11 protein-coding genes are annotated in these 13,025 nt (G+C 54.1%); 6 read left to right on the forward strand and 5 right to left on the reverse strand.

All coding sequences use genetic code 11. The features are described from left to right. Positions 1-11: 11 nt before the first annotated feature. The 5 genes from GOV45_RS03765 to infB all read left to right on the forward strand — a co-directional run bounded on the left by GOV45_RS03765 (position 12) and on the right by infB (position 6,134). Positions 12-638 (forward strand): CDGSH iron-sulfur domain-containing protein, encoded by a 627-nt coding sequence (locus GOV45_RS03765; RefSeq protein ID WP_170474401.1) that lies wholly within the window; start codon positions 12-14, stop codon positions 636-638. A gap of 163 nt (positions 639-801) precedes the next feature. Next, positions 802-1,392, forward strand: coding sequence for a ribosome maturation factor RimP (gene rimP / locus GOV45_RS03770; protein ID WP_170474404.1), 591 nt, complete (start codon positions 802-804; stop codon positions 1,390-1,392). Further along, positions 1,392-3,005 (forward strand): transcription termination factor NusA, encoded by a 1,614-nt coding sequence (gene nusA / locus GOV45_RS03775; protein WP_170474406.1) that lies wholly within the window; start codon positions 1,392-1,394, stop codon positions 3,003-3,005. The genes rimP and nusA overlap by 1 nt, the downstream gene beginning before the upstream one ends. 22 nt (positions 3,006-3,027) lie before the next feature. Beyond that, positions 3,028-3,651 (forward strand): RNA-binding protein, encoded by a 624-nt coding sequence (locus GOV45_RS03780; protein WP_170474409.1) that lies wholly within the window; start codon positions 3,028-3,030, stop codon positions 3,649-3,651. Positions 3,652-3,659: 8 nt separating this feature from the next. Next, complete coding sequence (gene infB / locus GOV45_RS03785) at positions 3,660-6,134, forward strand: translation initiation factor IF-2 (protein ID WP_170474411.1); 2,475 nt, start codon at positions 3,660-3,662, stop codon at positions 6,132-6,134. A 65-nt stretch (positions 6,135-6,199) separates the two neighbouring features. Here the strand turns inward: infB and GOV45_RS03790 are convergent, their stop codons facing one another. The 4 genes from GOV45_RS03790 to GOV45_RS03805 all read right to left on the reverse strand — a co-directional run bounded on the left by GOV45_RS03790 (position 6,200) and on the right by GOV45_RS03805 (position 10,166). Then, complete coding sequence (locus tag GOV45_RS03790; protein ID WP_254447890.1) at positions 6,200-7,048, reverse strand: alpha/beta hydrolase; 849 nt, start codon at positions 7,046-7,048, stop codon at positions 6,200-6,202. Positions 7,049-7,262: 214 nt separating this feature from the next. Then, positions 7,263-8,291: an L-threonine 3-dehydrogenase gene (tdh, locus tag GOV45_RS03795; RefSeq protein WP_170475375.1), complete on the reverse strand. Its 1,029-nt coding sequence runs from the start codon at positions 8,289-8,291 to the stop codon at positions 7,263-7,265. A 14-nt stretch (positions 8,292-8,305) separates the two neighbouring features. Continuing rightward, positions 8,306-9,490, reverse strand: coding sequence for a glycine C-acetyltransferase (locus GOV45_RS03800; protein WP_170474414.1), 1,185 nt, complete (start codon positions 9,488-9,490; stop codon positions 8,306-8,308). A 109-nt stretch (positions 9,491-9,599) separates the two neighbouring features. Next, positions 9,600-10,166, reverse strand: a complete 567-nt coding sequence (locus GOV45_RS03805) for a helix-turn-helix domain-containing protein (protein ID WP_170474416.1) — start codon at positions 10,164-10,166, stop codon at positions 9,600-9,602. A gap of 117 nt (positions 10,167-10,283) precedes the next feature. Between GOV45_RS03805 and GOV45_RS03810 the strand changes: the two genes are divergently transcribed. Continuing rightward, the gene (locus tag GOV45_RS03810; protein WP_170474419.1) at positions 10,284-11,459 is read left to right on the forward strand and encodes an acetyl-CoA C-acyltransferase family protein; all 1,176 of its coding nucleotides are present in this window, start codon (positions 10,284-10,286) and stop codon (positions 11,457-11,459) included. 35 nt (positions 11,460-11,494) lie between these two features. Here GOV45_RS03810 and ubiB read toward each other — a convergent pair whose 3' ends face one another. Beyond that, entirely contained in the window at positions 11,495-13,024 is a 1,530-nt protein-coding gene (ubiB, locus tag GOV45_RS03815) for a 2-polyprenylphenol 6-hydroxylase (protein WP_170474422.1), read from the reverse strand. Between the last annotated feature and the right edge of the window lies 1 nt (position 13,025).

Genomic DNA, 13,025 nt, shown 5'->3' on the forward strand with positions numbered 1-13,025 from the left:
AGGATGTTTAAATGTCCGATAAAACCATTGTCGAAGAACGCGAAAACGGGCCACTGATTGTAAAAAACCTTCATTCGATGCGTGGTTCCGATGGATCCGAGATTGAAGTTAAACAAGTCATGGCTTTGTGCCGTTGCGGGCATTCGGCAAACAAGCCTTTTTGCGATGGTACACATTCTAAGGTCGGCTTTGAAAGCCGTGGAGGAACCCCAGCTGGCAGCGACCGGATTATCGGATATCGCGGCGAATCTGTGACCGTGAGCTTCAATCCGCTTTTGTGCTCGCATGCAGCTGAATGCGGGCGTCTGGCCTCCGACATTTTTAACCCTTCACAAAAACCATGGGTTCAACCAGACCGCGGAACCACCGAAGAAGTTCGTCTAGTAGTATCTGCTTGCCCTTCTGGCGCTTTGGCCTTGGGAGACGATGAAACCCGAGAGCATCTGCATGCCGCCCGTGCCCAGATCGAGGTGCAAAAGGACGGCCCGTATTGGGTTCTCGGGGTCGAGCCGCCTACCGATTTGCAGGCGAAAGGGGCGTGTCAAAGCAAATATGTTCTGTGCCGTTGTGGCAAATCGGGCAACAAACCTTTCTGTGATGGAACGCATCGTGACATAGGGTGGTCGGACACTGATTAGATGGCAGTTGAACAATATCTGACATTCGCCTTGCAGACTCGGATTATCCTGCGTATATGCAAGTTCAACAGCGGCGTGTCGGGCTAAGGTCCGGGGCTCCACCGGAAAAGATCGACGGGCCGCGCGCCCGTTTTTTTGTGCCCGACCGAAGGGTAAAGACCAAATGACTAACGACTTGATAGCCAAAGCTGCCATTGATAGGCGACTGGCCGAGATCATCACACCGGTGATCGAGGATCTGGGGTATGAGCTGGTCCGCATTCGCCTGATGAGCGGCAAACAGACCACTTTGCAGATCATGGCCGATAAGCCTGAAGGCGGCATAGAAGTGGACGATTGCGCCGAGATTTCGAACGCTGTAAGCGCGACTTTGGATGTCGAGGACCCGATACTTGACGCTTATACACTGGAAGTATCCAGCCCCGGCATTGACCGCCCTCTGACCCGTCTCAAGGATTTTGAGACGTTCGAAGGTTATGAGGCCAAGATTGAGACCTCAGAGCTGATCGACGGCCGCCGCCGCTTTAAGGGCGAACTTGCCGGGATCGAAGGGGAAGAAGTCCTGATCAACATCCCGGAAGGGTCTGAGGTGATCACTATTGGGCTGAATTTCGATTGGCTCAGCGATGCTAAATTGGTCCTGACCGATGACCTGATCAAAGAAATGCTGCGCCAGCGCAAGGACGCCGGCGCCTTGAACGAAAATGCCTTCGACGAGATTGAGACCGAAGGGTCCGAAGAGGAGACGAACTGATGGCAATTACGTCAGCCAACCAGCTGGAGCTGTTGCAGACCGCCGAGGCCGTGGCACGCGAAAAGATGATCGACCCCGGTTTGGTCGTCGAAGCGATGGAGGAATCGCTCGCTCGTGCAGCCAAGAGCCGCTACGGCGCCGAGATGGACATTCGTGTATCGATTGACCGCAAAACCGGTAAAGCAACCTTTACTCGGGTCCGGACTGTTGTTGAGGACGACGAGCTTGAAAATTATCAGGCCGAGTTCACTGTAGAGCAGGCCAAACAATATATGGAAAGCCCTGAAGTTGGCGATGTGTTTGTCGAGGAAGTTCCGCCGGTAGAAATGGGGCGGATCGCGGCGCAGTCTGCCAAACAGGTCATTCTGCAGAAAGTTCGCGAAGCAGAGCGGGATCGCCAGTACGAAGAATTCAAAGATCGTGCTGGCACAATTATCAATGGTGCTGTCAAACGCGAAGAATTCGGTAATGTCATTATTGACCTTGGTGGAGCCGAGGCGGTTCTGCGGCGCAATGACAAGATCGGCCGCGAAAGCTATCGCCCCAATGATCGTGTACGTGCCTATATAAAAGAAGTGCGTCGCGAAGTCCGAGGGCACCAGATTTTCCTGTCGCGTACAGCGCCAGAGTTTATGGCCGAGCTTTTCAAAATGGAAGTTCCGGAAATCTATGATGGCATTATCGAAGTCAAAGCGGTGGCACGGGATCCCGGATCGCGCGCCAAGATCGCTGTTATTTCGTACGACGGTTCCATTGATCCCGTCGGTGCCTGCGTTGGTATGCGCGGGAGCCGTGTTCAGGCGGTCGTGAATGAACTTCAGGGCGAAAAGATCGATATCATCCCTTGGAATGAAGATCAGCCAACCTTCTTGGTGAACGCTCTGCAACCGGCCGAAGTGTCCAAAGTGGTTCTGGACGAGGAAGCGGGCAAGATCGAGGTTGTGGTCCCCGAGGAACAGTTGAGCCTTGCCATAGGGCGCCGAGGTCAAAACGTACGTCTGGCCAGCCAGCTAACAGGCCTGGACATCGACATCATGACCGAAGCCGAAGAATCGGCGCGTCGCCAGAAGGAATTCGAAGCCCGTACCCAATTGTTTATGGACAGCCTGGATTTGGATGAATTCTTTGCCCAACTGTTGGTTTCCGAAGGCTTCACTAATCTTGAAGAAGTTGCATATGTGGAAATCGAAGAGCTGTTGGTTATCGACGGTGTAGATGAAGGAACCGCGCAGGAACTGCAGACCCGAGCCCGTGAATTCCTTGAGGCTCAGGCCAAAGCGGCTTTGGATGCTGCTCGAGCTTTGGGTGCCGAGGATAGCCTTATTGAATTCGAAGGGCTGACACCCCAGATGGTAGAAGCGCTGGCCAAGGACGATGTGAAGAATTTGGAAGACTTCGCAACGTGCGCGGATTGGGAATTGGCAGGCGGTTGGACAACTGTCGATGGAGAGCGCATCAAGGATGATGGTGTCTTGGAACCTTTTGGCGTTACGCTGGAAGAGGCTCAGGATTTGGTAATGACTGCGCGGATCATGTTGGGTTGGGTTGATCCAGCCGAGTTGGAGCAGGTCGCGGAAGAAGGCGAAGCAGTCGAAGAGGAGGCAGAGGCCTGATCTCAGGCCTCGGATGGTGCGAATGGGTCGCGGCGGCGTCCATAAAGATCGGTCTGACGGACCCGAGCGCAAGTGCATTGCGACTGGCGAGGTACAGCCAAAATATGGGTTGATCCGATTTGTGACGGGACCGGATGGTCAGGTTTATCCGGATGTCGCGTCCAAGCTGCCGGGACGTGGTGTCTACGTAGCCGCTGACCGGGTCGCCTTGGACAAGGCTGTGGGCAAAAAGTTGTTTGCCCGAGGTTTTAAGGCGCAGGTCGGCATACCGAACGACCTAACGGCCGAAGTGGAACGTCAAGTGTTGCGTCGGGTGATTGAATTGCTGAGCCTCGCCCGAAAGTCTGGCGATGCGGTCGCAGGATACGAAAAGGTCAAGACCTGGCTGGACAGGGAAGAAGCTCAGGTGCTGATTCAGGCTGCCGATGGATCGGGGCGCGGAAAGTCAAAATTAAGCACTCCGCACTTTGGAAATTACATCGGCTGGTTGACTGCGGACGAGTTAGGGCAGGCATTTGGGCGCCAAACTGTGATTCATGCGGCGCTCGCCTCTGGCGGACTCGCCAAACGTGTTGTAGAGGAAGCGCAGCGCTTGCGCGGTTTGCGCGAAAAGGATGACGGCGGCAGCGGCCGCTCGGAAGGGTAAGAAGCTTTATGAGCGATAATGACGGCAAAAAGACATTGGGTCTGCGTGGCGGGGCACGTCCCGGAAATGTGAAACAAAGTTTCAGCCATGGACGGACCAAGAATGTCGTGGTGGAAACCAAGCGCAAACGCGTCGTGGTTCCCAAGCCGGGCGCGACCAAGCCCGGTGCTGGCGCCGCACCTTCGGGTGACCCATCGCGTCGACCTGCGGGAATTTCCGATGCGGAAATGGCACGCCGCATGAAGGCGCTGCAAGCGGCCAAAGCAAGAGAGGCTGAAGAGGTCGCCGCACGTGAGGCCGAGGAAAAAGCGCGCGAGGAAGAACGTGCCCGCCGTCGCGCCGAACAAGAGGCCAAGGAACGCGAACAGCGTGAAGCTGAAGAGCGCGCTCGGGCAAAGGCCGAAGAGGAAGAGCGTAGCCGAAAAGAGGCCGAGGAAGCAGCTAAGCTTGCTGCTGCAGCTCCGCCGCCAGAAGAGCCTAAGGCGGCCAGGGCGCCATCGAGCAAACCGGCACCGGCTTCGGCGTCGCGCAAGCAAGATCGCGAACGAGAGCAGCGCGGGTCACGTAAAGGCCGAGACGACAACCGCCGCTCGGGTAAGCTGACACTGGGACAGGCGACCGGCGGCGAAGGCAGTCGCCAACGTTCCATGGCATCAATGAAGCGAAAGCAGGAGCGCGCTCGTCAAAAAGCTATGGGCGGTACGGTCGAGCGGGAAAAGGTAATCCGTGATGTTCAGCTGCCTGAGGCGATCATGGTTTCCGAGTTGGCCAACCGGATGGCTGAACGAGTCGCCGATGTGGTTAAGTCGTTGATGCAGATGGGTATGATGGTGACGCAGAACCAAACCATCGATGCAGACACTGCGGAACTGATCATCGAAGAGTTTGGTCACAAGGTCACCCGCGTCTCTGATTCGGACGTCGAAGACGTCATTAAGGAAGTTGAAGACGCAGATAAGGATCTCAAACCGCGTCCGCCTGTGATTACGATCATGGGCCACGTTGACCATGGTAAGACCTCGTTGCTGGACGCCATCCGCGATGCCCGCGTTGTGGCTGGTGAAGCTGGCGGTATCACGCAGCATATCGGTGCCTATCAGGTAAAAACTGATGATGGTGTCACACTGACATTCCTTGACACGCCGGGCCACGCGGCATTTACGTCGATGCGCTCGCGCGGGGCTCAGGTGACGGATATCGTCGTTTTGGTTGTTGCTGCTGATGACGCGGTGATGCCGCAGACCATCGAGGCGATCAATCATGCCAAAGCGGCTGGTGTCCCGATGATTGTTGCGATCAACAAGATCGACAAGCCCGAGGCGAACCCGGACAAGGTGCGAACGGACCTGTTGCAACACGAGGTCATCGTCGAAAAGATGTCGGGTGAGGTTCAGGACGTTGAAGTTTCAGCGATTACGGGCCAAGGCCTCGATGAATTGCTGGAAGCTATTGCACTGCAGGCCGAGATTCTGGAACTCAAAGCCAATCCAGATCGGGCAGCGCAAGGCGCCGTGATCGAGGCGCAACTGGACGTGGGTCGTGGCCCCGTAGCTACCGTTCTGGTTCAGAATGGTACACTGCGTCAGGGCGATATCTTTGTTGTTGGCGAGCAGTACGGTAAGGTCCGCGCTTTGATCAACGATAAGGGAGAGCGCGTCAAAGAGGCAGGGCCTTCTGTCCCGGTTGAAGTTTTGGGTCTCAACGGCACCCCTGAAGCGGGTGATGTTCTGAATGTGACTGAAACCGAGGCGCAGGCACGCGAAATCGCAGCCTATCGTGAGCAGGCCGCAAAAGACAAGCGAGCTGCCGCCGGTGCCGCGACCACCCTTGAACAACTGATGCAGAAAGCCAAAGAAGACGAAAACGTCACCGAATTGCCCATTCTGATGAAAGCTGACGTTCAAGGTTCTGCCGAAGCCATTGTTCAGGCAATGGAGAAAATCGGTAACGAAGAAGTGCGTGTACGAGTCCTGCATTCCGGTGTCGGTGCTATCACCGAGACGGATGTTGGACTTGCCGAAGCTTCAGGTGCACCAATCTTTGGTTTTAACGTCCGTGCCAATGCTTCTGCGCGAAATACCGCGAACCAAAAAGGTGTGGAAATCCGTTACTACTCGGTGATTTATGATCTAGTGGACGATGTTAAAGCCGCTGCATCAGGTCTGCTAAGCGCAGAGATTCGTGAGAAATTCATCGGTTACGCCGAGATCAAAGAGGTCTTCAAGGTTACTGGTGTCGGCAAGGTCGCGGGCTGTTTGGTTACAGAAGGTGTGGCACGCCGGTCGGCAGGTGTACGCCTACTGCGCGACAATGTGGTAATCCACGAGGGCACGCTCAAGACGCTGAAGCGTTTCAAGGACGAAGTGGCGGAAGTTCAATCCGGTCAGGAATGCGGTATGGCATTCGAAAACTATGACGATATCCGAGCTGGTGACGTCATCGAGATTTTCGAACGCGAAGAAGTAACTCGCACGCTCGACTAAGCGAGCGACGCGATAAGATGTCGGAGCAGCGGTCCTTTGGGCCGCTGTTTTTTTCGGTAAAGTGTCTAATCGGCCCGATGGGACAGAAAACTGTACGAAGGCAGCACGATGTCGAAATGATTTTTGCCATCCTGCAGATCAAAGCTAACGGCATGGCCTGCTTTGCGCAAAAGCTCGGCATAGTCGCGGCTTTGTCGAATGAATTCAGATGTGTCGCGCTCGGCAACTGTTACCCGGTATCGTGGACCCGGTAGAGGCAGGTTCAGGCAGGGCGATAGGTCGTGCACCTCGGTCTTGCTCAGTTGAAGGGGGTCGTTAACTGGCGTAAGGCTGATTGGTTCCAGATCGTAAATACCACTGATCAGTATTACATTTCGCACGCGTAAACCTGCCTGAGCTAATTCGTTCGAAGACGTTGCCATGACCATAGAAACGAGATGCGCACCGGCGCTATGGCCGGACAGGGTAACATTAGCCGGATCAAAACCCAAAGATTTGCTTTGCGAAGCAAGCCAAAGCAGAGCATCCCGGCATTCCGTGACCATCTGACCCATGCGTGCAAACGGCGCCAGTGTATAGTTCAGCGCTGCAAAAGCCTGACCGTTTTCATGCAGTGCTGGGGCCATCATTGCCGATTCACGCTGGCTGAGGGCTTGCCAGTAACCCCCGTGTATGAAGACATGCAACGGTGCATCCTCGACCGCCGAAGGAAAAAAATCGAGCACTTGCTCGGCTTTTTCACCGTAGGCGAGGTTTTCCTGAACGGGCAAATTCACCCGTGCCTGAGCACTAAGCGCAGCGAAACTTGTGATATAGGGCGTCAGATCGCCTCCTATCATCGAACTCGGTGCGTATTCCCGGTCCAGTTCTGCTTTAGAAAACCCTCGATATAGCATTTTGGGTGTGCCCCCCAATCCAAGACTCCATTGCACACACCTTAAAGACATTAGAAAAGCACAACTCAAGGACCGTGGGTAAAAAAGCGAAATACTATTAAGAGAATTCGCATTCCACATCTGATCAACCAGATTAGAGAAGCCGAATAGTTTTTGGCTTTTTAAAGACTTGTCTCAAACGTTCTCTGCTTAGATGTCGGAATTCAAATTTCGGCTTGTCTAAGGTTACGTATCAAGTCCAGTCTAGAACAACCTTTCCGGATTGCCCGGACTTCATTGCTTCAAATCCTTTAGCGAAATCGTCTACGGCAAATCGGTGGGTTATTACGCGGGACACGTCCAACCCATTCTGAAGCATTGCGATCATTTTGTACCAGGTCTCGAACATTTCCCGCCCGTAAACTCCTTTGATAGTGATTGCCTTGAAAACGATACGTGACCAATCCACCGGAGATTTGCCCGGCGGAATACCCAGCAACGCGATTTTGCCGCCCATGACCATCGCCTCAACCATCTGATCCAGCGCTGTTTGCGAGCCTGACATTTCCAAGCCTACATCGAAGCCTTGGGTCATACCAAGTTCTGCAATTACGTCTTCAAGTTCTTCTTGGCTAACATCCACGGTGCGTAAGTTTGGCACAACATAAATCGCAAGTTTTAGACGGTCCGGGTTAATGTCCGTTATCACGACATGACGCGCGCCTGCATGTCGGGCGACGGCAGCAGCCATTATACCGATTGGACCTGCGCCGGTAATCAGAACATCTTCACCCAACAAATCGAAGCTCAGGGCAGTGTGTACAGCGTTTCCAAGCGGGTCTAGAATGGCCCCGATATCATCAGAAATATCATCAGGCAGAGGAACGACGTTAAACGCGGGCAACTTGAGATATTCGGCGAAAGCCCCCTGTTCATTCACGCCGATCCCGCGCGTGCCAGGGTCCAGGTGAAATTTACCTGCGCGACTTTGTCTGCTGTCGGTGCCAATTAAGTGCCCTTCACCTGAACAGCGTTGACCAATTTCCAACCCGGTTACATTGCGCCCAATTTCTAAGATCTCACCAGCGAATTCATGGCCAGTGATCATTGGTATCGGTACAGTGTGCTCTGCCCATTCATCCCAATTCCAGATGTGGATATCGGTCCCGCAAATCCCAGTTTTGTTGACGCGGATCAGCACTTCGTCTGGTCCGATCTCGGGGACCGGAGCCTGCACCATCCACAAACCTTCTGCTGGTAGAGACTTTTCCAAAGCCTTCATCGTGTTTGCGTGCATCAGATTATCCCCAGCTCTTTGCCGACCTTACCAAAAGCCCGTAACGCCCGGTCCAGTTCGTCCCTTGTGAGTGCCGCGTTCATCTGTGTTCTTATCCGCGCCTGCCCTCGTGGAACGACAGGAAAGAAAAATCCTGAGACATATACGCCTTCATCAAAAAGTCGCGACGCCATCTCTTGGGCGAGGTTGGCTTCGCCCAACATTACTGGAATGATCGGATGTTCGCCCGGCAAAAGGTCAAAACCCAATTTTTCCAACCCGGCGCGCCAATATTTGGCGTTTCCAAACAATTGGGAACGCAGGAATTCGCCCTCTTGAACCAGGCGGATAGCCTCAAGCCCAGCGGCGACGATGGATGGCGGCAGCGAGTTGGAAAACAAATAGGGCCGCGCCCGCTGCCGCAGCAGGTCGATGACTGGCTGCGGCCCGGCGATATAACCGCCGATCGCTCCTCCTAGTGCCTTGCCCAAAGTTCCTGAGAGTATATCCACTTCAATGCCAAAGTGATCCGGAGTACCCGCTCCGTTTGGACCCATAAAACCCGTTGCATGGCAGTCATCGACCATGACGATAGCATTGTACTTGTCTGCCAGTTCTCGGATTTTGGGTAGGTTCGCCAGGTATCCGTCCATTGAGAATACACCATCGGTGGCGATCATTATGTGCCGCGCGCCATCTTCCCGTGCTTGTTTCAGCCACGCCTCAAGATCGTTCATATCGTTGTTCAGATACCGATACCGCTTGGCCTTGCACAACCGAATTCCGTCGATGATCGACGCGTGGTTCAAACTGTCTGATATGATGGCATCTTCGGGGCCTAATAAAGGTTCAAATAGCCCGCCATTAGCGTCAAAGCAGGCTGCGAAAAGGATCGAGTCGTCCTTATTCAGGAAACTTGCCAGCTTCTGCTCCAACTCACGGTGGATATCCTGCGTACCGCATATAAACCGGACTGAGGCCATGCCGAACCCTTTGGGGCCCATTGCATTCGTGGCTGCATCGATCAACGCGGGATGATCAGCAAGACCCAGATAGTTGTTGGCGCACAAATTGATAACTTGCTTACCACCCACAGTGATTTCGCCGCCCTGTGGCGAGGTGATCATTCGTTCGCGTTTGTACAATCCTTCAGCTTGGATTTGCGCGAGTGTGTCCGTGATGTGGGACAGGAATGCATCTGCCATGGCGATCTCCTTTTACTGAGTCGTGTTTCTAACATAGCGGAGAAAATTCCCAAATAGGAGAAATGCGAAATTACGGAAAATAATCCGTAAAGACGGAAATTGGTCGGCATCAGGCGTTTTTGACGATCAGAAAAACTCTGGCTGGGCCACCCGCAGAAGAAATCGAGTGGGACACATCAGCAGCGTAACGGGCCGTATCACCCTGGTGCAGCACCATGTTGGCAGCACCAGAACTTACGTGCACGGAACCTTCCAAAACTGTCAGCTGTTCTTGTGCGCCACGTGTGTGCGGCTGACTATTCAAAGCTCCGTTATCGTCGAACTGGATGTCATAGACCTCATGGCCCCCAGCTTCCTCGGGCGGCGATAATATGCGGATGCAGCAGTTCTGCCCCATATTATCAATACTGGGCACTTCGGACTTTCTGAGAACCTCGATTTGATCGGTGGCCTTGGCGTCATCTAATAGCCCGGCGAAATCGACCTGTAATGCACGTGTCAAATTCCAAAGCGTAGAAATCGTAGGGCTGCTCTCACCGCGTTCGATCTGGCTGACCATGGACCGGGATACACCGCTGAGGTTAGCAACCGCTTCCAGAGACAGGCCTTTGGCTCGGCGCGCTTCTTTCAGGCGTGCCGGGAGGCGCGTCAGGATATCGTCAGAGTTCTCCGTCATGACGGAATTTGATGGGCGCTGTTGGTGCAAATGTCAATTCCACCTGTGACGGCACGTCTCAGAGGACATGCCCACGAACAGAGTGCATACTGTACCCAATTTCAGGAGGAGCGATCCATGACCGATATCGTAATTTTGGACGGTGCCCGTACGGCAATCGGAACTTTCGGCGGGGCGTTGGCTTCGACTGCGCCAATCGACTTGGCGACTGTTGCAACAGAAGCAGCGATGGAGCGGTCTGGGGTGGAAGGCGGTCAGATTGGGCACGTCGTCTTTGGTCACGTGATCAATACTGAGCCGCGTGACATGTACCTGTCCCGCGTCGCGGCAATTCAGGCAGGTATTCCGAATGGAACTCCTGCTATGAATGTTAACCGTCTTTGCGGATCCGGCGCGCAGGCGATCGTTTCGGCTGTTCAGTCCTTAACAATGGGTGATGCCGAGTTCGCAGTTGCTGGTGGGGCCGAGAGTATGTCGCGCAGCCCATATATCGTACCGCAGGCGCGTTGGGGTGAAAAAATGGGCGATGTCACCTCATTGGATATGATGCTGGGAGCGCTGAACTGTCCGTTTGGGACAGGACATATGGGTGTGACAGCCGAGAATGTCGCTGACGAGCACCAGATCAGCCGAGAGCAAATGGATGAATTTGCTTTGACCAGCCAGACTCGCGCTGCCGCTGCAATCGAGGTCGGTAACTTTGACAGTCAAATTGCTCCAGTACAGGTCAAGGTAAAACGAGAAATGGTGGAATTCAAAGTTGATGAACACCCAAAAGCGACGACGACCGAGGCATTGGCAGGGTTGCGCCCTGTCTTTAAGAAAGACGGTCGAGTGACGGCAGGCAATGCATCCGGGATCAATGATGGTGCTGCTGCCATTGTCTTGGCGACTGCTGTTGCGGCGGAGAAAGCCGGGTTGAAACCCAAGGCACGCGTGCTGGGTTACGCCCATGCCGGTGTAAGACCCGAAGTTATGGGAATCGGCCCGGTTCCCGCAGTACAGAACCTGCTTAAGAAAACGGGTTTGGTCATCGAGGATTTCGACGTAATCGAAAGCAATGAGGCATTTGCGGCTCAGGCCTTGGCCGTCAACCAGGAGCTGGGTTTGGACGCTGGTAAGGTAAACCCAAATGGAGGCGCAATTGCATTGGGTCACCCAGTAGGGGCGACCGGAGCAATCATCACATTGAAAGCACTGTATGAGCTTGAGCGTACAGGTGGTTCCAAAGGATTGATCACAATGTGTATAGGTGGCGGTCAGGGGATCGCGATCGCCATTGAGAGACTATGATCTCTTCAGCTTCAAACGTAGCAGCCATTTGATCTTTAACTGATCGCGTTAAGTACCAGCACAAGCGTTGCGCCTGCGATAGCGCCGATCAATGCAGGAACCCATGCAATCCACAATTGCGATCGCTGCGTTTCATCCTTTTGTGTCTGCGCGATAAGGGCGTTTTCCACCAACGCAGGCAAGCGAGGACCGAACCGGGCCAGAACCATTGCTGTTTTGCCCAGATCGCGAATTGCAGCGCGAGGGCCAATAGATTGCTTGATATAATCTTCGACGACCGGGCGAGCGACTTCCCAAATGTTCATATGTGGGTCGAGCGAACGCGCTACGCCTTCTACGACGACCATGGTACGCTGTAACAGTATTAATTCCGTCCGTGTTTCCATACCAAAGCGTTCCGTCACTTCGAACAGGTAATTCAGGAGACGTCCCATGGAGATATGAGATGCGTCCATACCGAAGATCGGTTCGCCCACCGCGCGCAGGGCGCGGGCAAATTCGTCTACATCCTGATTGGCTGGCACATAGCCTGCTTCGAAATGTACTTCAGCTACACGCTTATAGTCTCGCCGGATGAAACCAAAGAGTATTTCCGCGTAAACCCGACGAGTATATTCGTCGATGTGACCCATGATTCCAAAGTCGTAGGCGATGATGTCGCCGTTGGCAGCGACTTTTAAATTGCCCTGATGCATGTCGGCATGAAAATACCCATCGCGCAGAGCGTGCAACAGGAACAGGCGCAAAACGCGTTCAGCCAAATCTCGGCGGTCATGACCCGCTGCGTCCAATGAGCCGTTTTCGCCCAAAGCGATACCGTCTGCCCAACTGAGTGTCATCACACGGCGCGCGGATAGGGACCAGACAACTGGAGGGAGCCAAAATCCGGAGTCGTTTTTGGTATTGGCTGCATATTCAGAAGCGGCTGAGCTTTCCAGCCTAAGATCCAGTTCGCCACGAACCACTCCATCAAAATGTTCGATCACCTCCATAGGACGCAAGCGGCGTGCCCCTGGGGCAAAAAGCTGCACAATGCGCGCGGCGAAATAGAATGCATCCACATCCTTGCGAAAAGCCCGCTCGATGCCTGGACGTAGAACCTTGACGGCTACGTCTTCGCCGGTGGCCACCAGCTTGGCTTTGTGAACCTGAGCAATAGAGGCCGCAGCGATTGGTTCGCTGAACTCACTAAAAATCTCGGCAATGGGTTGGCCAAGTTCTTTTTCAACTTCGGCCATCGCTTCGGCTTGTGAAAATGGGGGGAGTTTGTCCTGAAGGACGCGTAATTGTTCAGCCAGTTCGTTGCCGACAACGTCTGGCCGCGTGGACAATACTTGCCCGAATTTGATATAGGCCGGACCCAACGCGGTTAACGCACGGGTTGCGGGCGGCATATCCGGATCGCCCTTGTATCCCAGCCATTGAAATGGTTTTCCAAGGGTGTGAGCAATAAACCGAACGGCTCTCGGAGCCTCGAATGCGTCCAACACAACGTTCATCGCGCCTGTACGCTCCAGAGTGGCGCCTGTCCGGATCAGGCGGATTATGTTGTGGGGTCCACGCATA

Origin of the sequence: Ruegeria arenilitoris (genome assembly GCF_013035425.1) — a bacterium.
GTDB lineage: Bacteria > Pseudomonadota > Alphaproteobacteria > Rhodobacterales > Rhodobacteraceae > Ruegeria > Ruegeria arenilitoris_A.